This window comes from Kitasatospora sp. NPDC058115, assembly GCF_042884635.1.
Taxonomy (GTDB): Bacteria; Actinomycetota; Actinomycetes; order Streptomycetales; family Streptomycetaceae; genus Kitasatospora.
This window is the reverse complement of sequence record NZ_JBHVTL010000045.1, coordinates 21,070-40,758: the sequence shown is the minus strand read 5'-3', so window position 1 is coordinate 40,758 and position 19,689 is coordinate 21,070. Positions and strand designations below refer to the sequence as shown.

The following is a 19,689-nucleotide window of genomic DNA, read 5'->3' as shown; positions in this document are numbered from 1 at the left end:
GGCCCGGGCCCGGGCCCGAACCCGCAGACCGGCCTCCCGGCGGGCGGGCGGGCCGGGCCGGGGGCGTCAGCCGCGGAGGGTGACCACGGCGGTGACGCCGTCGGGGTGCAGCGCGTGGGTGGCCGGGGCGGTGAGGAGCGCGGCGTCGTAGCGGGCGAGGGCGGCGCCGTCGAGGGTCGCGGTGCCGGAGAGGCAGACCAGCAGCACGGTGGCGCCGGGCGGGACGGTGACCGGGCCCGGCCGTTCGGCGAGCACGAGGCCGGCGGCGGCGCGGCCGCGACGGGTCATCACATTGAAGTCGACGAGCGGTCCGCCGAGCAGCCGGCAGTCGGTGGCCGCGTCGCCCGGGAAGGCGAACGGGCGGAACGGCGCGTCGACCACGTGCTCGGCGCCGTCGACGGTCAGCGCCATGCCCGGGCCCTCGACCAGGGTGATCACCCGGTCGACGCCCGGGAACGCGGAGAACGGCCCGGCGGCGGCGACGTCGGCGAGGCTGACCCGCCACTCGAAGTCGTCCAGCCCGGCGCCCTCGGGGAACCCGGCGACCTCCCTGGTCACCCCGCCGCCGTTCCGCCAGGCGATGGCCGGACGCTCGGCGGCGCGCAGGTACCGGACCGGGGCGGTGCTGTTCGTCATGGCGTGATCCTCGCACGGCACCGGTCCGGCGGGGAGCGGGGTTTCCGGGGAGGGGTTTCAGTGGCGGCGGGCGGCCAGGGGGAGGACGGCGGCGGCGCACGCGGTGGCGGCGACGGTGGTGAGGGCGAGCGGCAGGCTGGTCGCGTCGGCGAGGAAGCCGATCACCGGCGGGCCGATCAGCATGCCCGCGTAGCCGAGCGTCGAGGCGAGGGCGACACCGCGCGGCCCGCCGGTGGCGCCGGCCCGGGCGATGGCGAGCGGGAAGATGTTGGCCAGCCCGAGCCCGGTCAGGACGAAGCCGGCCAGGGCCAGCGGCACCAGCGGCGCGAGGGCGGCCAGCAGCATCCCGGCGGCCGCGGTGAGGCCGCCGAGGACCATCACCCGGTGCTGGCCGAGGCGCAGCGAGAGCCAGGTGCCGCTGACCCGCCCGGTGGTCATGGCGAGCGCGTAGGCGGCGTAGCCGGCGGCGGCCACCCGGGCGCCGGCGTGGACGTCGTCGGTGAGGTGGAGGGTGGCCCAGTCGGCAACGGCGCCCTCGCCGTACGCGGTGCAGAGTGCGGTGAGGCCGAGCAGCAGGACGAGCAGCCGTCCGGAGGCGGCGGCGGCCGGGGTGGCGGAGGCGGCGGTGGCGGGGGTGACCGGCCGGGCCGGCGGGCAGCGGAGCAGCGCGACGCCCGCCGCCGCGGTGACCGCCAGGCCGGTGAGCCCGGCCAGGGCGAGCCACTGCGCGGCCGTGAGGGGACCGGCGAGCAGTCCGCCGATGCCCGCCCCGAGCAGGCCGCCGAGGCTGTACCCGGCGTGGAAGCTGGGCATGACCGGGCGTCCGAGCTCGCCGACGATCTCCACGGCGGCGCTGTTCATGGCGACGTTGGCCCCGCCGTAGCCGGCCCCGAAGAGCAGCAGGCCGCCGCCGAGCGAGGCCACCGAGTGGGCGTGCGCGGGCAGCGGGACGGAGAGTGCCAGCACGGCGAGCGAGGCGACGGTGACCGGCCGGGAGCCGTACCGCACGCAGAGCCGGCCGACCATCGGCATGGTGGCGACGGCGCCCGCCGAGACGCAGAGCAGGGCGAGTCCGAGGGCGCTGTGCGAGGCGCTGACCTGGCTGCGGACGTCCGGGATGCGGACGACCCAGGCGGCGAAGAGCAGGCCGTCGACGGCGAAGAAGGCGGTGAGGGCGAGCCGGGCGGTGCCCCAGGAGACGCGGGAGTGCGCGAAGGGGCTGGGGGATTTCGCCGCGGTCCTGCGAGACTGGGGGAACGGCCGTCGGGTGGGGCCGTGGGGACGGATTTTGTTTCGGAGCGGCACAAAGTAACAATAGGTCCGTGCAGCTCTCACCTTCAAGCCCGAAGCCCGGGACCGGGGCCGACCACGACGCGCAGCGCGACGCCCACCGCCGCGCGGCTCCCGACCGGGGGCGGACGCTGCTCGGCCCCGCGCTCCAGCTGATCCACACCGGCCGGACCCCGACCCGCTCGGCGCTCACCCGCGCGCTCGACGTCACCCGGGCCACCGCCGGCGCCGTCACGGCCGAACTGGAGGCGCTCGGCCTCATCACGGTCGACTCCCGCCCCGCCGGCGGCGGCCGCGGACGCCCCTCGCACCGGCTGGCCATCGACCCGGCCGGCCCGGTGGTGGTCGCCGGGCAGATCCACGCCGACGGCCTGAGCGTCACCCTGGCCGGCCTCGGCGGCCTGCTCGACCCGCCGGTCCACCTGCCGCTGCCCGCCGCCACCGACCCGGTGCGGATGCTGCGCGCCGTCGCCCAGGCGGGCGCCGAACTCGCCCGCGGCACCGAGCGGCGCTGCCTCGGCGCGGCACTGGCGCTGCCCAACCCGGTCACCGAGCCGGACGGCACCGCGCTCGCCGCGCTGCACTTCGCCTGGCCCAGCGGCACGCCGGTGGCGGACCTGTACGACGTGGAGGTGGGGCGCGCCGACCACGGTCCGCGCGCGTTCGACCCGCTGCCCACCGCGATCGCCAACGACGCCAACCTGGCCGCCCTCGCCGAGTACCGGCACGGGGCCGGCCGCGGTGCGCGGCACCTGCTGCTGGTCACCTCCGGCCACCGGGGCGTCGGCGGGGCGCTGGTCATCGACGGGCGGCTGCACACCGGCAGCGCCGGGCTCGCCCTGGAGGTCGGCCACCTGACCGTCGACCCGCAGGGCCGGCCCTGCGGGTGCGGCAACCGGGGCTGCCTCAACTCGGAGACCGACCCGGACGCGCTGTTCGCGGCCGCGGGCCTGACGCCGGATCCGGCCCGGCCGCCGCTCGACCAGGCCGGCGAGCTCTGCCGGGCCGCGGCCACCGACGAGCGGGCCCGGGCGGCCGTGGAGCACGTCATCGACCGGCTCGGGCTCGGCCTGGCCGGGGTCGCCAACATCCTCAACCCGGACCGGGTGGTGCTCAGCGGGCTGCACCTGGACCTGCTGGAGGCCGCGCCGGACCGGCTGCGCGCGGTCGTGGCCGAGCGCAGCCTGTGGGGGCGCAGCGGCCGGGTGCCGATCGTCGGGGCCGAGCTGGAGCACAGCGCGCTGGCCGGGGCGGCCGAGCTGGGCTGGATGCCCTACCTGGCGGACCCGCAGTCGGTGACCGCCGGGTAGGCGGGCGCGGGCGCGGGCGCGGTGCGTCCGGGCGGTGCGGTGGGCACGGCGGGTGGGCGGGGCGAGCGGGGGATAAGCGGAGCCTGGGGCTTCAGATAATGTTACTTATCGTGACACTCGTACACTCGTTGTGAGCGGGCCGGGGGGCCTTCCGGGGCCCGCACGACCCGCACGAACCGCACGAGGAGAGTGGCACAGATGGGGATCGACCCGACGGCCGACGTGGACCGTTCCGACCCGGCGTACCGGCGCTGGCTCAAGGAGGCGGTCCGCAAGGTCCAGGCGGACGCCAACCGCTCGGCCGACACCCACCTGCTGCGCTTCCCGCTCCCCGCGCAGTGGGGCATCGACCTCTACCTCAAGGACGAGTCCACCCACCCCACCGGCTCGCTCAAGCACCGGCTGGCCCGTTCGCTGTTCCTCTACGGGCTCTGCAACGGCTGGATCCGCCCCGGCAAGCCGGTCATCGAGGCGTCCAGCGGCTCCACGGCCGTCTCCGAGGCGTACTTCGCGCAGCTCGTCGGGGTGCCGTTCATCGCGGTGATGGCCAAGTCCACCAGCCAGGCCAAGATCGACCTCATCGAGTTCCACGGCGGTGAGTGCCACCTGGTGGACCGGCCGGACGAGGTCTACGAGGCCTCGGCCCGGCTCGCCGAGGAGACCGGCGGCCACTACATGGACCAGTTCACCTACGCCGAACGGGCCACCGACTGGCGGGGCAACAACAACATCGCCGAGTCGGTCTTCGCCCAGCTGCGCCTGGAGCCGCACCCCGAGCCGGCCTGGATCGTGGCCACCGCCGGTACCGGCGGCACCTCGGCGACCATCGCCCGGTACGTCCACTACATGCAGTACGACACCCGGATCTGTGTCGCCGATCCGGAGAACTCCTGTTTCTTCGACGGCTGGGTGCACGACGATCCGGCGGCGGTGTGCGAGCGCGGCTCGCGGATCGAGGGGATCGGCCGGCCCCGGATGGAGCCGAGCTTCGTGCCCGGGGCGATCGACCGGATGATGAAGGTCCCGGACGCCGCCTCGGTCGCGGCCGTGCGGATGCTGGACCAGGTGCTCGGCCGCAAGGCGGGCGCGTCCACCGGGACCGGGCTGTGGAGTGCGCTGCGGATCGTCGCGCAGATGCGCGCGGCAGGGGAGCGCGGCAGCGTGGTCACCCTGATCTGCGACCCGGGTGACCGCTATCTCGACAGGTACTACTCGGACGACTGGCTGGCGGGCGAGCGGATCGACATCGCGCCCTACCTGGCCGGACTGGAGTCCTTCCTCGCCGGTGGTGAGTGGACGGGCTGACGCGCGGTACCGAGCGCCGTCGCGGAGTCTTCCGGCGGCCGCCAGAACTTCTAGCGGCCGCCAGAAGATGGAGGGAACAACAGTGCGATCGTCGCTCGAATATCTAGCACTGCTAGCATATCTGGCATGACCGCTTACGACCGCCGCGAGCGCGAACGCGCCGAACGGCATCAACTGATCATCCGGACCGCTCGCGACCTCGCCGAGGACGAGGGCTGGGAGGCGGTGACGGTCCGCCGCCTCGCCGCGCTGATCGAGTACAGCCAGCCCGTCCTCTACAGTCACTTCGCCAACAGGGACGCGATCATCGCCGCCGTCGCCCTGGAGGGCTTCGAGGAACTCGCCGCGGACCTGCGGGAGGCGCCCCGGAACGCCGAGGGCCCGGTCGAGGCGTTCGCCGCCGTCGTCGGCGCCTACGCGAGGTTCGCGGCCGCCCACCCCGCCCTCTACGACGCCATGTTCACCCTCGCCACCGGCCTCCCCTTCGGCCGGCCCGAGACCCCCGCACAGCTCAAGGAGGCGTTCGCCGCCCTGGCCGCCCCGGTCGCCGAGGCGTCCGGCCCCCACGATCCGGAGACCTTCACCGAGGTCGTCTGGACGGCCCTGCACGGCCTGGTCACCCTGACCCGCAGCGGCCGCCTGCGCCCCGACCTCGCGGAGGACCGCCTGAACCTCCTGATCGCCCTGATGCTCGCAGGCGAACGCGTCTGACCGTCACCACCGCGACGACCGGCGGGCGTCGCCCCGGATCACCGCCCGGCCGCCCGCCAGGTCGATCCCGGTCCGCCGCGGCGCCCCGTCGTGCTCGTCCTCCCGCAGCACCAGCTCGACCCGCCGCTGCTCCAGCTGCGCCCGCTTGCCCGGGTACAGCAGCGCGTGCAGTTCCTCGGTGGCCGTCGCGCCGACCCCGTGCCCGGCACCCCGATCGACGCCGACCCCGCCCACGCCGCGCCCGCCCCGGCGGCCGAGCAGCCGTCGCCCGGCGGCCCCGAGGAAGAAGACCACCACGAGGAGGGCCGGGAGCAGCAGGCCGCCCGCCGCGCCGCTGAGGAGGGAGCTCATGACAGGTCCAACGGACCCGCAGCGGAGGGGAGTTCCCCTTCCGCCGGACCCGCCGGACCCGCCGGACCCGCCGGACCCCGCCGCCCTACGGCAGGCGCTGCGCCGGGAGGTCGGCGGGGACGAGCAGCTGGAGGTCCTCGGTGGAGGCGTCGGGAAGCTGGGCGACCCGCATGGCGTGCCGCTCGACCATGGTCTCGAAGACCTGCCGGGCGGTGCGCCCGTTGCCGAAGTTGGGGCCCCGCTCAATGCGGGCGAAGTGGTCGAGCAGCGCGTGCTCGGTGGCGTCGGAGAGCGCGTACTCGTGCTCGGCGCACTGGGCCCGGGCGATCTCCAGCAGCTCCTCCGCCGAGTAGTCCGGGAAGGTGATGGTGCGCGAGAACCGCGAGGACACCCCGGGGTTGGCGGAGAGGAAGCGTTCCATCTCGGCGGTGTAGCCGGCCACGATGACGACCACCTCGTCCCGGTGGTCCTCCATCAGCTTCACCAGCGTGTCGATCGCCTCCCGCCCGAAGTCACGGGCGCCGTCCTCCGGCGCCAGCGCGTACGCCTCGTCGATGAACAGGACGCCGCCGCGCGCCCGGTCGAAGGCGGCGGCGGTGCGGATCGCGGTGGAACCGATGTGCTCGCCGACGAGGTCCACCCGGGCCACCTCGACCAGGTGGCCGCGCTGCAGCACCCCGAGCGAGGCGAGGATCTCGCCGTACAGCCGCGCCACCGTGGTCTTGCCGGTGCCGGGGGCGCCGGTGAAGACCAGGTGGCGGCGGAGCGAGGGCGCCTTCAGCCCGGCCTGCCGGCGCCGCCGGCCGACCGAGATGAGGTCGATCAGCGTGCGCACCTCCTGCTTGACGGTGGCCAGGCCCACCAGCCCGTCGAGTTCGGCCAGCGCCTCGTCGGCGGGCCGGCAGTCCGGGATCGGGCCGATCACCGCCGCGGCGGCCGTGGCGGTGGGTGCGGAGGACGCCAAGGGCGCGGTGGTGGGCGCCGGCTGGGTGCGCGGGGTGGGGATCTCGGGGGCCGCGGCCGACGCCGCCGGGACGTCGTCCGAGGTGCACCCCTCGACGACCGGTCCGGGCTCGGAGAACTCGAAGCCGGCCCGCTCGTTCTGCTCGGCCCGGCACCGGGTGAGCACCGTCCGGCAGCCGTCGATGATGTGGAAGCCGAAGCCCTTGCCGTGCGAGACCCGGCAGTCCTCGAAGGTGCCCCGGCCCTGGGCGGAGACGTAGACGCCGGCGTCCGAACCGGCCCGCACGGTGCAGTCCCGCAGCACCGGGTCGGCGCCCTTGGTGACGATCACGCCGGTGGCCACGTCGGAGATCTCGCAGCCGGTGAGCACGCCCCCGCTGCCGTGGTCGCGGAACCAGAGCCCGGTGCCCGCCTCCTGGACCCGGCAGCCGGTGAGCGTCACCGTGGCGCCGCCGCTGACCGACACCGCCGAGCTGCGGATCCGGCTGAACGAGCAGCCCTCGGCGACGGCGGCGGAGTCGCGGTCCAGGACGAACAGCGCGTCCGGCAGGTCGTGCAGCGCGCAGTCGGTGAGCGTGAGCCGGGCGCCGTCGCTCACCCAGAGCGCCGGGTACTCGCCGTTCGAGCCGTGGATCTGGCAGGACTCGGCGCTCGCCTCGGTGCCCTGGTCCCAGACCGACAGCGCCCCGCGCCCGAAGTCCCGCACGGTGGAGTGGGCGAGGCTCAGCCGGGCCCGGCCGCGCAGGTCGGCGGCGTTCTCCGGGACGTCGTGCACCCGGCAGCCGGTGAGCACGAGCTCGGCCTCGCCGTCGAGGGTGAGCCCGTTGCCGGTGACCCGGTGGATGTCGCAGTCGACCAGCCGCCCGCCCGCCTGGGCCTCGGCCTGCACCCCGCTGCCGCGGATCTCGTAGATCTCGCAGCCGGTCAGCTCGGCCGCGCTGCCCGGGTCGGAGAGTAGGACGCCCGCGCCGGCGGCGTGGTGCACCCGGCAGCGGTCCAGCGCGACGGTCGCGCCGCCGAGCACCGCCAGCCCGGCCTGCCCGGCGACGGCGACCTCGCAGTCCTCGAAGGCGGCGGCGGTGCCCGCGCCGCGCAGCCGCAGCCCGAGGCCGTCGGGGTTGGCCACCACGCAGCCCTTCAGGGTCGGCCGGGCACCGTCGGTCACCTCGACCCCGGCGGCCGAGTGGGTCTCCACCCGGCAGCCGGTGAACGCGGGGGTCGCGTCCCGCCCGGTCACCAGGACGGCGGGCACGGAGCGGTCGCTGCCCTCGATCACCAGGTCGCGGACCACCGCCGCGGCGGTCACGGTGAGCGGGACCCCGCCCGGCGGGTCGATCCGGACGCTGCCGGGGCCCTGGGCGGCGACGAGCGTCACCGCCTTGTCCACGACCACGTTCTCCCGGAAGGTGCCCGGACGCACGGCCACCGTGTCTCCCGGCTCGGCGGCCGCCAGGGCCTCCGTGAGCGTGTCGTACTCGCCGGCGCGGCGCCGCCAGCGGGATGCGCTGTCCTGGGTGACCCGGACCCTGTGCTCAGCCATGACGGTCTGTCGTCCCCACCTTCATCGAGCCGGTGATCTGCGGACCGGACGCACGCGGACGCGGCGCGCCCGGACGCGGCGCACCGGGGTGCGCGGGTCGTCCGCCCACCGTAGCGCGCCCGCGCGGGTGGTCCGGCCGCGCGGGCCGGGCGGGGCGGCCGGGCGCCGCGGCCCCACGGCGTGCGCCAATACCTGCTTCAACGAGCGCGCACACGCCCGGTACCGGGACCGGGGTGCGGGAACGGGAGCGCACCGCCCGGCGCCCGCCGTCAGACCCTGAGGTCGGCCGGCCAGTGCGCGCCGTCCTCCAGCACCTCGACCTCGTCGCCGAGCCGCAGCGTGCCGAGCACGTCGTCCTCGACGCCGGCCGGGCGCTCGGGGATCAGGTTCTGCCCGAACGCCGCCTTCTTCAGCAGCCGGTGGTGCCGGGCCAGGGTGCGCAGCGGCTCCGGGCCGCGCCGCTCGCCGCTCTCCTGGTCGGTGGTGGTGACCACGCAGCGCCCGCAGGGCTTGACCACCCGGAAGGTGAGCTCGCCGATCCGGATCCGCCGCCAGCCGTCCTCGGCCCAGGGCTCGCTGCCGGAGACCACCACGTTGGGGCGGAACCGCTCCATCGGCAGCTGCTCGTGGCCGTCCGGGTGCTCGGCGGCGATCAGCGCGTTGAGCCGGGCGAGCGAGGCGGTGGTGGTGAGCAGCAGCGGGAAGCCGTCGGCCATCGAGACGGTGTCGCCGGGGGAGGAGAACTGGGGGTCGGCGGGCCGGGCGCGCGGGTCGTCCAGGTGCACCAGCCGGTAGTCGCCGACGTGCTCGGCGATCCACAGCTGGCTCTCCTTGCCGGCCTCGACGGCGTGGAAGCGGGTGCCCCAGACCTCGACGTCGGCGAGCTGGTCGCCGGCCGCGACGGCGGGGGCGGGGATCTCGGCGCGCGAGCCGTCGGCGGTGGTGAGCACGAGGGTCCCGGCGGGGGTGAGCTCGGCGCGGACCTGCCCGAGGGCGGCGTTCTCGCGCTGGCTGACGAACCGGCCGGTGGCGTCGGCGAGCATCCAGCGCCGGTCGCCGGCCAGGCCCCACGGTTCGACGCGGGCGCTCTCGGGGCTCAGGCGGTACATGGACTTGACGGGGTAGACGTGGAGTCCGGTGAGCTGCATTCCTCCATCCTGCCAGCCGTGCGCGGACCGCCGGCGCCCGCGGTCGGCGCCCGGACGTGCCGCCGACGTGCCCCCGACGTGGACCGACGTGCCCCCGACGTGCCCCCGACGCGAACCGACGCGCCCGACGCGCTCCGATGCGGCCCGAGACGTCCCGGGTGCCCTCCCCGGAGGGTGCCCGAATGCGCACGGACCGCCCGGGACGCTGGTGGGGCGGCGTTCCGGGCGGTCCGTGGATGACCCGTTTCTCCGTACGCCCGGCGGATGTGGGTGCGCCGGGTGGTGCTAGGTGGTGCGGGGTGCGGGCCGGAGGGGGCCGGCCCGGAAGGCGTCAGTAGCCCTGCGCCTGCGGCTGGTAGCCCTGCTGGAACTGGCCGGGCTCGCCGTACGGGCCGGGCCGCTGCGGCTGCATCGGGCGGACCGGGGCGACCGGGGTGACCGCCGGGCGCAGCTGGGCGCCGCCGAAGGACTGGTCGCCGGAGCCGCCGAAGCCGCCGGGCTGGCTGCCCGGGCCGCCGAAGCCCTGCGGGCCGCCGAAGGCCTGCGGGCCCTGGGGCTGGCCGGCGCCGTGCGGACCGGTGGGGCCGCCGGCCGGCTGCGCGCCGAAGGTCTGCGGACCGCCGTGGCCGCCGACGAAGGTGTTCTGGCCGCCGAAGCTCTGACCGCCGGACGGCTGGTACCCGCCGGTGGCGGCCTGGGTGAAGCCCGGGGGCGGGGTCTGCGGGCGCTGGCCGGGCAGGTACGGCTGCGGGCCGCCGTAGCCGGGGACCGGCGGCTGCGGCGCGGCGGCGTACGCGGGCGCGGGCTGCGCCGGGATGTACGCGGTGGCCGGGCCGGAGGACGGCGCGCTGCTCGGGCCGGGGCCCAGGGCGAGGCGGGCGGGCGGCAGGGCGGGGAGGTTGCCGCCGGGGGCGTCGTACCCGGTGCCGTACCGGTTGTTCTCGTAGGACGGGCCGGAGAGGCCGGATCCGTAACCGGTCGACAGGGCCGGCGGCAGGGCGGCCGGCACGTTGATGGGGGCGATCTGCGGGACACCGCGCTCTGCGACGAGGCTGTCGTAGATGGGCGTGCCGGAGGAGAAGGACGGAGAGGGGTAGCCGACTCCGTCGTAGGAGCGGGGCGAGGTCATGGGGCATACGGTAAGCCCACAACGCGCCTGCTGAGGAGACTGGGAGGCGGAGCAGTTCGAGTGTTTACACAAGCTTCGCTCGAACAAAAGTTTCGAAAGTGGGAAGAACGGACATTCCGGCGGCGACTTCCGGCCACTGTCCGGTGGCTCGGGGGGTTCGAACGCGGTCCGGACGGGGGTGCCGAAGGCCCGTGCGGTGACGGGCCGGTGGACGGTTCGGGGACCGTCGAAGAAACTTTTGCGGGCGGGGCGTGCACCGGCGCATTCGAGCCCCCGCCGGGGGCGCGGCGGGGGCTCGTGAATGTTTCGGGAATAAAGTCCCCGTCAGGTCTTTCGCGGGCCGCGGTCAGCGCGGCCGGAGACCGTTCAGCGCGCGGGGGCGGCCTGCTCGGCGGACTGCTCCGCCGCCTGCTCGCCACCCTGCTCGGCGCCGCGCTCGGCGGCCTTCGCGGCGGTCTTCCCGGTGGTCTTGCCGCCGGTCTTCGCGGCGGGCGGCTCGACGGGTCCGCGCTGGGCCGGGAAGCCCGGGCGGCCGGCGACCTCGGTGGTGCAGAACGAGCAGCGCACCGCCGCGACCGGGATCCGGCTCAGGCACTCCGGGCAGTCCTCCTTGGCGACCGGCTCCGGCTCGGCGCCCGCCAGCTTCGCCTGGAGCTTGCCGACCGGCACCACCACGACGAAGTAGATCACCGCGGCCACCAGCACGAAGCCGATCAGCGCGTTGACGAAGACCCCGTACGGGAAGCGGGCGCCCGCCACCTCGAAGGTCTTCTCGGTGAAGTCGCCGACCGCGCCCGTCGCCACCCCGACCAACGGGGTGAGGAACGCCGTGACGAACCCGGTGACCACGGCCGTGAAGGCCGCGCCGATCACGATGCCGACGGCCAGGTCGACCACGTTTCCACGCAGCAGGAAGCTGCGGAATCCCTTGAACACCGGGAACTCCAAACGGTACGGGGGAGGGTGGGGCGGGACCACGGGTCCCGGCCGGTCATCCTGCCGACCGGGCGGGCCCGCGGTCCAACCGGCGTCACCCGAACCGCGTAACGGGACCGCGGGACGGTGCCGACGGCTCGGGCGCCGCCCGGACGCTCCGCGTACGGCTGGATCCGGACCACCGCCCGCGCCTGCCCGGGGCGGGTGCCGGAGCACCGGCGCCGCACCGGCGGGTGGACGCGACGGCGCGAGCCGATCTCGTCGGCGCGCAGCGCGTCGGCGCACGCCGGTGCGGTGGGACCGGAACCGGCCCCGGCTCCGCGCGTCGGGCCCCGACGCGCGGCGCGGGCACTTCGGCGGTTCCCGTCCGGCGGGCGTCAGACCACCCGCAGGCGCAGCGAGCGCTCGTAGAACTCCACCATCTGCGCCGACACCCGGTGCAGCGTGAAGGAGGTCAGGAACCGCGCCCGCGCGGACTTCGCCCGCACCCGCGCCGAGGCCCGGTCCTGCAAGGTGTCGGTCAGCGCCTCCGCCAGCGCGGCGGGCCGCTCCGGCGGCACCAGCCGCGCGTAGTCCTCCGAGCCCACCGTCTCGCGCAGCGCCGGCACATCGGCGGCGACCAGCGGCACGCCGACGCCCATCGCCTCCAGCGCCGCGCTGCCCAGCCCCTCCCAGCGGGACGGCACGGCGAACGCGTCGGAGGCCGCCATCAGGTCGAACACGTCGTCGCGCGGCCCGAGGAAGCGCACCCCGGCCGTCGTCGAGGCCAGCGCCCGCAGCCGTTCGCTCTCGGCGCCCTCGCCGCCCGCCAGCAGCAGCACCGCCTCCGGCTCCGCGCGCAGCACCTCCGGCCAGGCCTCCAGCAGGACGTCCAGGCCCTTGCGGTACTGCTGACGGGCCGCCGCCAGCACCACCGGCACCTCCGGGGGCAGCTCCAGCGCGGTGCGCACGGCGGCCCGCCGGTCCGGCGTCACCGTGCCGAGGCGCTCCGGGTCGCGCCCGCGCGGCACCACGTCGATCCGCTGGTACGGCACCCGCAGGCGGCGCGCCATCGCCCCGGCCACGTAGCGGGTCAGCGCGTGGAAGCGCCGGGTGCCCTGCGCGGTCGCCGCGTCCACGGTCTGCGCGGCCCGCACCTTCCACGGGCTCAGTCCGCGCGCGTTGCGGTGCTCGGGGCCGTACGAGGCGTCGACCAGGGTGGTCACCACCGGGGTGCGGGCGGCCAGCGCGGCGGCCCGGCCGAGCACGTCCGACTCGTACAGCGTGGTGTGCACCAGGTCCGGGCGGCGCTCGCGGACCAGTCGGTGCAGGGCGGCGGCCGTGCGCCCCCGGGTCGGCCGGCCGACCCCGAACACCTCGGCGCCGGCCGCGGTGAGCTCCGGCTGGAAGCCGCCGGGGGAGTCCTTGAGGTACGCGACGTCCAGCTTCACCCCGGCCCGCGTCAGTTGGGGGGCCATCGCCATCAGGCCCTGCTCGGCCCCGCCGGCCCGGCTCACGCTGTCGATCACATAGAGCACATGCACAGGCCAACCCCCGCCCTCCTGGGCGCGCCCGTTCTCCCGTGCCGGGACGGCGCCCTGACTGCCGCTCAGCATCGCAGGTCGCGGTCGGTGCCCGCCAGCGATTAGGTCACACCCGGAGCGGTGCCGGAGGGCCGGTGGCGAACCGTCCGGGGGCGGACGACAGCGTGCAGCAGGGCGTGTTGGCCCCTCGAAGGGCGCACGACGGCTCCCGTCCGGCGCTTTTCAGGAGTACCCGCGCTGGCGTGCGGACCACCGCCGGGTTGCGCCAAGGGGTCGTCCCTGGCCGGAGGCTGTGCCAAGGTCGTTCCCATGCCTGACGCGACACCGGTCAAGGTGACCGGAACCCGCCCCCGCATCCTCCACCTCATCACCGATCCACGCCGCAGCGGCGCCCAGAACCTCGCCCACGACCTCCACCGCGAACTGCGCCGCCGGGGCCAGGCCTCCGCCCTGCGCGCGCTCGCCCCGCACCCGGACGCCTCCGACTCCCGCACCACCGTCCTCGGCCCCGGCCGGCTCCACCCGCGCACCCTCGGCGCCCTGCGCGCCGCCGCCCGCACCGCCGACCTCGTGGTCGCCCACGGGGCCGCCACCCTCCCCGCCTGTGCCCTCGCCCTCGCCGGCACCCGCACCCCGTTCGTCTACGCCTCCATCGGCGACCCCCGGAACTGGACGGCCGGCCCGGTCCGCAGGCTGCGCACCGGCGCCCTGCTGCACCGCGCCGCCGCCGTCACCGCCCTCTCCGACGGGGCCCGCGACCTGCTCGTGGAACACTTCCGGCTGCCCGCCGCCACCGTCCGCACCATCCCCAACGCCCGTGCCGCCGACCGCTACCCGCCCGCGCAGGGGCAGGCCGACCGGCGCGCCGCCCGGCAGTCGCTGGGCCTGCCGCCGGACGGCCTGCTGGTGGCCTGGCTCGGCCCGATCGCCCCCGCGAAGCGCCTCGACCTCGCCCTCGACGCCCTCGACCGGCTCCCCGACGTGCGGCTCGCCGTGGCCGGCGACGGCCCGCAACGCACCGCCCTGGAGCGACATCCGGCCGCCGCCCGGGCCCACTTCCTGGGCACCCTCGCCGACCCGGCGCCGCTCTACCGGGCCGCCGACGCCGTGCTGCTCAGCAGTGACAGCGAGGGGGTGCCCGGGGTGCTGATCGAGGCCGCGCTGGCCGGCCTGCCGGCCGTCGCCACCGACGTCGGCTGGGTCGGCTCGGTGGTCCGGGACGGCGTCACCGGCACGCTGGTCGCCCCCGGCGACCCGCTCGCCCTCGCCGAGGCGCTGGCCGGGGTGCTGGCCGGCGACCGCGCCGGACTCGGCGCCGCCGCCCGCGCCCACGCGCTGGCCCACTGCGATCTCGACGTGGTGGCCGACGCCTGGCAGCGCCTGTTCAACGAGGTCTGCGACCGCGGCGGACCGCGCGGGCGCGGCTGACGCGGCCGACGCGTCCCGGTGCGCCGGGTCGGGTGCGCTGTTCAGGCGAATCCCGGCCCGACGCACCGGGACGACAGGCCGTTGACGCCTCGTCACGGGTCACACTCCCGGTGTGAAGCCGATCCTTCGAACCTCCCTGTTGCTGGCCGTCGCCGCCGGGATCGCCGCGTCCCCCCTCCAGGCCGCCGCCGTCAGTCACCAGCCGCCCCGCGAGGGCACCCCGTTCTCCCACCTCAACACCATCCAGCCGGTGCGGGAGAGCGCCCGCACCGAGGCGCTGGAGTTCTTCTGGTACGACTGCAGCCACTCGCAGGCGCTGGAGCAGCCGCTGCAGGCCTGGGCCGAGCGGCACCGCGCCGACGTCGACCTGCGCCGGGTGCCGGCCATCTGGCCGGGCAGCCGCGAGGAGACCGCGCAGCGCGGGCACGCCCGGCTGTACTACACGCTGGAGCGGCTCGGTCTGGTCGATCGCCTGCAGGCCGGTGCCTTCCGGGCCGTCCACACCGAGGACCAGGACCTCACCACCGAGGCCACCGCCACCGCCTGGGCGCAGCGCCAGGGCGTCGACCAGCAGCGCTTCCGCGAGGCCTACGGCTCGCAGCAGGTGGCCAAGGCGGTGGACGAGGCGGCCGAGCTGTTCGTCCGCCACGGCATCAACGAGCTGCCGACCGTGGTCGTGCACGGTGACGCGCGGACCTCGCCGACCAAGGCCGGCGGCGTCGAGGCGATGCCCGGGGTGATGGACCGTCTGGTCGCGGAGGACCAGCAGCGCCACCCGCGGGCCCACACGCTGTTCTGATCTCCCGTCATCTCCCCGGATGGTCCCGGCGGGCCGGCCGCACGAGGCCGGCCCGCCGGGCTGCTTTCCGGCCCTTCCCCTAACCATTACCAGTGTGTTTAATGGTTAGCATGAGCGAGCTGACGATCCCGCACGTCCACCACCGCCACGTCGACGTCGACGGCCTGCGCGTCTTCTACCGGGAGACCGGCCCGGCCGACGCCCCCGTGCTCCTGCTGCTGCACGGCTTCCCGTCCGCCTCCCACCAGTTCCGGCGGCTCTTCGACGCGCTCGGCACCCGCCACCGGCTGATCGCCCCCGACTACCCGGGCTTCGGCCACAGCGACAGCCCCGCGCCCGACGCCTTCGCGTACCGCTTCGACACCCTGGCCGACGTCGTCGAGGGCTTCTGCCGGGCCCTGGGCCTCGACCGCTTCGCCCTCTACGTCTTCGACTTCGGCGCCCCCGTCGGCCTGCGGCTCGCCACCCGCCACCCCGAATGGATCACCGGCCTGGTCGTCCAGAACGGCAACGCCTACGAGGAGGGACTCTCCGAGCAGGCCCGCGCGTTCATAGCCAACCGCCCCGGCGTCGAGGGCGCCGCCGAACGCGCCCGCGCCATCCTCACCCTGGAGATCACCCGCTCCCAGTACGAGGGCGGCACCGGCGACCCCACCCTCGTCGCCCCCGACGGCTGGACCCTCGACCAGCACCACCTCGACCTGCCCGGCCGCAAGGACGTCCAGGTCGAACTCGCCCTCGACTACCACCACAACGTCGAGCTCTACCCCGTCTGGCAGGAGTGGCTGCGCACCCACCGCCCGCCCGCGCTCGTCGTCTGGGGCCGCAACGACCCGTTCTTCACCGAACCCGGCGCCCGCGCCTACCTGCGCGACCTGCCCGACGCCGACCTGCACGTGTTCGACACCGGGCACTTCGCCCTGGAGGAGAAGCTGCCCGAAATCGCCCCGCTGATCGACGACTTCCTCACCCGGATCGGGAAGTAGCGCGCCCCCGCGGGCGTTCAGTCCCGGCGCAGCAGCAGCGTGACGAAGCCGAGCGTCCCCCGGTAGCCGTGCAGCCACTGGGCGCGGTGCAGCTCCGCCGCCGCCCGGACGGCCGCGGCGTCCGGGTGCTCCGGGTGGTCCAGCGCCCACTCGGCCGCCGTGCCCGTCCAGGAGAACTCGTAGTCGTCCCACTCCTGCCGGCTGCTCACATGGCCGTACACCGGCGTCCAGCCGTCGGCCGTCACCCGGTCCACGGTGGTGGCCAGGTCCGCGTAGTCCTCGCGCGCGGCGCCGAGCGCGGCCGGCGCCGCCGCCGAGGGCTCGCGCTCCCAGAACCCCTCGCCCACCAGCACCCGGCCGCCCGGCGCCAGGAACTCCCGGGCCGCGGCCAGCGCCGGCAGCAGACCGCCGAAGACGTGCGTCGCGCCGACGTTCAGGACCAGCTCGAAGGGCCGGCGGTCGGTGAACTCCCGGGCGTCCAGGTGGTGCAGCCCCAGCCGCCGCTGCACCCCCAGCGCCTCGGCCGACTCCCGGGCCAGGGTCAGCGCCGCCGCGTCCACGTCCACCCCGACCGCCCGCCAGCGCGGGCGCGCGCCCAGCGCCCGCAGCAGCCAGGCCGCCCGCCCGCAGCCGAGGTCCAGCGCCCGCCCCTGCTCGTCCGGCGCGAGCGCCCGTTCCAGCAGCGCCGCCACCGACGCGTCGCAGAGCGGCGCGGCGATCGGATGACGCGCGTGCGCGAGCCGGGAGATCGTCCGACGGTCCATCCGGCCAGTGTGACCCACCCGGCCTCAGTACGTCCGGCCTTTCCAGGACGCGCCCCGGCCCCGCCAGTGCTGCACCGCCGAGTCGACCGTCATCAGCAGGTAGAGCGAGGCCGTGAACGGCAGCAGCAGCGCGGCCGGCGCCGGCCGCCCGTAGTAGCGCAGCATCGGCACGAACGTCCCCGCCATCAGCGCCCACGCCGCCGCGCCCGCCACCGCCACCGGCCACGCGCCCCCCACCAGCCCGGCCACCGCCGCCACCGGCGGCACCAGGTACACCAGCGCCAGCCCCAGCACCGTCCCCAGCAGCAGCACCGGTGAGTGCCGCAGCTGGGCGTACGCGCTGCGCGACACCATCCGCCACAGCTGCGCCAGGCGCGGATAGGGGCGCACGCTGTCCACCTGCTCCGCCAGCCCCAGCCAGGTCCGGCCCCCGGCCGCCTTCACCGCCCGGGCCAGCGACACGTCGTCGATCACCGCGCCCCGGATCGCCGCCACCCCGCCCGCCCGCTCCAGGGCCTCGCGCCGCACCAGCGAGCAGCCGCCCGCCGCCGCGGCCGTCCGTGACCCGGGCCGGTTGCTCCACCGGAACGGGTACAGCTGGGCGAAGAAGTACACGAAGGCCGGCACGATCAGCCGCTCCCACCCGGTCTCCACCCGCAGCCGGGCCATCTGCGACACCAGGTCCAGCCGGCCGCTCTCCGCCGCCGCCACCAGCTCGGCCAGCGAGTCCGGCCCGTGCGCGATGTCCGCGTCGGTCAGCAGGAGGTACTCCGCGTCCGGCCCGGCCAGCTCCACCCCGTGTCGCAGCGCCCACAGCTTGCCGGTCCAGCCCGGCGGCAGCGGGGGAGGGGTGGTGACCGTCAGCTCCAGGCCCCCCGGGGCGGCGAGCGAGCGCGCCAGCGCGCCCGTCCCGTCCGAGCTGTGGTCGTCCACCAGCACCACCCGGGCCCGCCCCGGGTACTTCTGCGCCAGCAGGCCCGGCAGCGACAGCGGCAGCACCCCGGCCTCGTCCCGGGCCGGCACCACCACCGCCACCTGCGGCCAGCGCACCGGCGGCCGGCGCGGCGGCAGCCGCACGTCGGTGCGCCAGAACAACCCGTGGCAGCCCGCCAGCCAGAGCCAGACCAGCAGGGAGAACGCGGCGATCCACAGCAGGACGGTCACCCGGGCAGTCTGCCGCACCCGGGGCCCGACGGGGGGCATCGACTAAAGTCTTGACCCGTGAAGATCGCACTGATGGACTCGGGAATCGGCCTGCTGGCCGCCGCCGCCGCACTCCGGGCGCTGCGTCCGGACGTCGATCTGGTGCTCTCCTCCAACCCTGCCTCGATGCCCTGGGGGCCCCGGACGCCCGAGGCGATCACCGAACTCGCCCTCGGCTGCGCCCGGGCCGCCGCCGAGTACCGGCCGGACGCGCTGATCGTCGCCTGCAACACCGCCTCGGTGCACGCGCTCGCCGCGCTGCGGGCCGAACTGGAGCCCGCGCTGCCGGTCATCGGCACCGTCCCGGCGATCAAGCCGGCCGCCGCCCTCGGCGGCCCGGTCGCCATCTGGGCCACCCCCGCCACCACCGGCAGCGCCTACCAGCGCGGGCTGATCCGCGACTTCGCGGGAACGGCCGCGGTCACCGAGGTCGCCTGCCCCGGGCTCGCCGACGCCGTCGAGCACGGCGACGAGGCGGCCATCGACGCCGCCGTCGCCGACGCGGCCGCCCGCACCCCGGCCGGCACGGCGGCGGTCGTGCTCGGCTGCACCCACTACGAACTGGTCGCCGAGCGCATCCGCGCCGCCGTCGCCCCGGCCGCGCTGCCCTCGCTGACCCTGCACGGCTCCGCCGACCCGGTCGCCGCCCAGGCCCTGCGCCGTGTCCTCGACCCCACCCGCGAGGGCACCGCCACCCTCACCGTCCTCCACGCCGGCACCCCCACCACCCTCCCTCCCGCCGCCCTCGCCTACCCCCAGACCCTGTCCCTCACCGCCCCGGCGTCCTGACCCCTGACCCTGACCCCTGGCGCGGTTCGGCAACGGCCTGGGCCGCAGGACCCGGCACCCCGAGCTCGCGCAGACGCTCGTGGGGCTCGGGGGCGGCGATGGCCTGTCCGCGAGGCTCGGTTTCGTGCGTGGCCGCGGATCGTGGCGGTGGCCAGTTCGTGGTACCCGGGTGAGGTCGGGGGCGACGATGGCCTGTCCGCGAGGCTCGGTGTCCTGAGCTGCCGCGGATCGAGGCGGTGCCCAGTTCGGGGCGCTTGGGCGCCGGGTGCGGTCGGGGGTGCGATGGGCTGTCCGCGAAGCTTGGTTTCCTGGGTGGCCGCGGATCGTGGCGGCGGCGAGTTCATGGCGCTTCGGCGTCCGGGCGCGGTCGGTCAGCGGGGCTGACGGTCTGCCCGTGAGGCTTGGGCTCGCAGAGGCCGGGCCTTTTGCCCTGGGCAGCTCCGGCCCGGCGCGGCGGCGCCGACCTTCGTCGTGCGGCCCTCACCGCCCCGTGTCCTGGCGCAGACGGCGGTGGCGGCCTCCGCCCGGCCTGCCCATCCCCGGACCCGGGCCCGTTGCGCCCCCTGCGAATGGCGGCGGATTCGTCCGCCGCTCTGCCCCGCAGGCCGTTGGTGGCGAGTCCGGGCTTCTGGGCGTGGCGGCGGGCGTGATCGCTGTCCTGCTCGGCACCGGCCGGTGTCCGTGCAGGTCGTGGGCGCAGTGAGGCGTGGATGTGGTGGAGCCGTTCGGCGCTGTGGCGGGGGTGTGGTTTTTGATCGTTGTTCCGGCTCGGCGCCGGGCAGGGTCTGTGCGGGTCGTGGGTGTGCGGGCGGGTGTGGAGGGCGGCGGAGTCGTCCGCCGCCCTGCCTCGCCGGCCGTTGGCGGCGCGCGCCCGGGTT

At 76.0% G+C, this 19,689-nt stretch carries 17 protein-coding genes; 7 read left to right on the top strand and 10 right to left on the bottom strand.

Going from position 1 to position 19,689, the window contains the following annotated elements; translation table 11 throughout:
- Positions 1–66: 66 nt before the first annotated feature.
- Both ACFVVL_RS33370 and ACFVVL_RS33365 read right to left on the bottom strand, forming a co-directional pair.
- On the bottom strand, positions 67–636 hold the full coding sequence (locus ACFVVL_RS33370; protein WP_387681936.1) for a HutD family protein: 570 nt from the start codon (positions 634–636) through the stop codon (positions 67–69).
- Positions 637–693: 57 nt separating this feature from the next.
- Positions 694–1,941 (bottom strand): MFS transporter, encoded by a 1,248-nt coding sequence (locus ACFVVL_RS33365; RefSeq protein ID WP_387681933.1) that lies wholly within the window; start codon positions 1,939–1,941, stop codon positions 694–696.
- A 116-nt stretch (positions 1,942–2,057) separates the two neighbouring features.
- Between ACFVVL_RS33365 and ACFVVL_RS33360 the strand changes: the two genes are divergently transcribed.
- The 3 genes from ACFVVL_RS33360 (at position 2,058) to ACFVVL_RS33350 (ending at position 5,252) form a co-directional block, all read left to right on the top strand.
- Positions 2,058–3,236, top strand: coding sequence for an ROK family protein (locus ACFVVL_RS33360; protein ID WP_380296116.1), 1,179 nt, complete (start codon positions 2,058–2,060; stop codon positions 3,234–3,236).
- Positions 3,237–3,434: 198 nt separating this feature from the next.
- Positions 3,435–4,541 carry a PLP-dependent cysteine synthase family protein gene (locus ACFVVL_RS33355; protein ID WP_387681930.1) on the top strand — a complete coding sequence of 369 codons (1,107 nt, stop codon included), beginning with the start codon at positions 3,435–3,437 and terminating at the stop codon, positions 4,539–4,541.
- 126 nt (positions 4,542–4,667) lie between these two features.
- Positions 4,668–5,252: a TetR/AcrR family transcriptional regulator gene (locus ACFVVL_RS33350; protein ID WP_387681928.1), complete on the top strand. Its 585-nt coding sequence runs from the start codon at positions 4,668–4,670 to the stop codon at positions 5,250–5,252.
- A 3-nt stretch (positions 5,253–5,255) separates the two neighbouring features.
- Here ACFVVL_RS33350 and ACFVVL_RS33345 read toward each other — a convergent pair whose 3' ends face one another.
- The 6 genes from ACFVVL_RS33345 to ACFVVL_RS33320 all read right to left on the bottom strand — a co-directional run bounded on the left by ACFVVL_RS33345 (position 5,256) and on the right by ACFVVL_RS33320 (position 12,827).
- Complete coding sequence (locus ACFVVL_RS33345) at positions 5,256–5,603, bottom strand: DUF6191 domain-containing protein (protein ID WP_387681925.1); 348 nt, start codon at positions 5,601–5,603, stop codon at positions 5,256–5,258.
- Positions 5,604–5,688: 85 nt separating this feature from the next.
- On the bottom strand, positions 5,689–8,106 hold the full coding sequence (locus ACFVVL_RS33340) for a right-handed parallel beta-helix repeat-containing protein (RefSeq protein ID WP_387681923.1): 2,418 nt from the start codon (positions 8,104–8,106) through the stop codon (positions 5,689–5,691).
- 269 nt (positions 8,107–8,375) lie between these two features.
- Positions 8,376–9,254, bottom strand: a complete 879-nt coding sequence (locus tag ACFVVL_RS33335; protein ID WP_387681920.1) for an MOSC domain-containing protein — start codon at positions 9,252–9,254, stop codon at positions 8,376–8,378.
- A gap of 331 nt (positions 9,255–9,585) precedes the next feature.
- Entirely contained in the window at positions 9,586–10,383 is a 798-nt protein-coding gene (locus ACFVVL_RS33330) for a DUF6643 family protein (RefSeq protein ID WP_387681917.1), read from the bottom strand.
- A 366-nt stretch (positions 10,384–10,749) separates the two neighbouring features.
- Positions 10,750–11,319 carry a large conductance mechanosensitive channel protein MscL gene (gene mscL / locus ACFVVL_RS33325; protein ID WP_387681914.1) on the bottom strand — a complete coding sequence of 190 codons (570 nt, stop codon included), beginning with the start codon at positions 11,317–11,319 and terminating at the stop codon, positions 10,750–10,752.
- A 377-nt stretch (positions 11,320–11,696) separates the two neighbouring features.
- On the bottom strand, positions 11,697–12,827 hold the full coding sequence (locus ACFVVL_RS33320; protein WP_387681911.1) for a glycosyltransferase family 4 protein: 1,131 nt from the start codon (positions 12,825–12,827) through the stop codon (positions 11,697–11,699).
- Between the two features lie 324 nt (positions 12,828–13,151).
- Between ACFVVL_RS33320 and ACFVVL_RS33315 the strand changes: the two genes are divergently transcribed.
- The 3 genes from ACFVVL_RS33315 (at position 13,152) to ACFVVL_RS33305 (ending at position 16,055) form a co-directional block, all read left to right on the top strand.
- A complete protein-coding gene (locus ACFVVL_RS33315) occupies positions 13,152–14,270 on the top strand; it encodes a glycosyltransferase (protein WP_387681908.1) in 1,119 nt (372 codons plus the stop codon).
- 112 nt (positions 14,271–14,382) lie between these two features.
- Positions 14,383–15,069 (top strand): DsbA family protein, encoded by a 687-nt coding sequence (locus ACFVVL_RS33310; protein ID WP_387681905.1) that lies wholly within the window; start codon positions 14,383–14,385, stop codon positions 15,067–15,069.
- A gap of 110 nt (positions 15,070–15,179) precedes the next feature.
- Positions 15,180–16,055, top strand: coding sequence for an alpha/beta fold hydrolase (locus ACFVVL_RS33305; protein WP_387681902.1), 876 nt, complete (start codon positions 15,180–15,182; stop codon positions 16,053–16,055).
- A 17-nt stretch (positions 16,056–16,072) separates the two neighbouring features.
- Here the strand turns inward: ACFVVL_RS33305 and ACFVVL_RS33300 are convergent, their stop codons facing one another.
- Entirely contained in the window at positions 16,073–16,819 is a 747-nt protein-coding gene (locus tag ACFVVL_RS33300) for an SAM-dependent methyltransferase (protein WP_387681899.1), read from the bottom strand.
- Between the two features lie 24 nt (positions 16,820–16,843).
- The gene (locus tag ACFVVL_RS33295) at positions 16,844–18,022 is read right to left on the bottom strand and encodes a glycosyltransferase (RefSeq protein WP_387681896.1); all 1,179 of its coding nucleotides are present in this window, start codon (positions 18,020–18,022) and stop codon (positions 16,844–16,846) included.
- Positions 18,023–18,040: 18 nt separating this feature from the next.
- On the opposite strand from ACFVVL_RS33295, the gene ACFVVL_RS33290 reads away from it, so the two are divergent.
- Positions 18,041–18,811, top strand: coding sequence for a glutamate racemase (locus tag ACFVVL_RS33290; protein WP_387681893.1), 771 nt, complete (start codon positions 18,041–18,043; stop codon positions 18,809–18,811).
- The last annotated feature ends 878 nt before the right edge of the window (positions 18,812–19,689 follow it).

Excerpts from the sequence above, each read along its gene's own strand:
- ACFVVL_RS33355 (WP_387681930.1), top strand. The coding sequence starts at position 3,435 with ATGGGGATCGACCCGACGGCCGACGTGGACCGTTCCGACCCGGCGTAC.
- ACFVVL_RS33340 (WP_387681923.1), bottom strand. The coding sequence starts at position 8,106 with ATGGCTGAGCACAGGGTCCGGGTCACCCAGGACAGCGCATCCCGCTGG.
- ACFVVL_RS33350 (WP_387681928.1), top strand. The coding sequence starts at position 4,668 with ATGACCGCTTACGACCGCCGCGAGCGCGAACGCGCCGAACGGCATCAA.
- ACFVVL_RS33300 (WP_387681899.1), bottom strand. The coding sequence starts at position 16,819 with ATGGACCGTCGGACGATCTCCCGGCTCGCGCACGCGCGTCATCCGATC.
- ACFVVL_RS33335 (WP_387681920.1), bottom strand. The coding sequence starts at position 9,254 with ATGCAGCTCACCGGACTCCACGTCTACCCCGTCAAGTCCATGTACCGC.
- ACFVVL_RS33315 (WP_387681908.1), top strand. The coding sequence starts at position 13,152 with ATGCCTGACGCGACACCGGTCAAGGTGACCGGAACCCGCCCCCGCATC.
- ACFVVL_RS33330 (WP_387681917.1), bottom strand. The coding sequence starts at position 10,383 with ATGACCTCGCCCCGCTCCTACGACGGAGTCGGCTACCCCTCTCCGTCC.
- ACFVVL_RS33345 (WP_387681925.1), bottom strand. The coding sequence starts at position 5,603 with ATGAGCTCCCTCCTCAGCGGCGCGGCGGGCGGCCTGCTGCTCCCGGCC.
- ACFVVL_RS33370 (WP_387681936.1), bottom strand. The coding sequence starts at position 636 with ATGACGAACAGCACCGCCCCGGTCCGGTACCTGCGCGCCGCCGAGCGT.
- ACFVVL_RS33305 (WP_387681902.1), top strand. The coding sequence starts at position 15,180 with ATGAGCGAGCTGACGATCCCGCACGTCCACCACCGCCACGTCGACGTC.
- ACFVVL_RS33295 (WP_387681896.1), bottom strand. The coding sequence starts at position 18,022 with ATGCCCCCCGTCGGGCCCCGGGTGCGGCAGACTGCCCGGGTGACCGTC.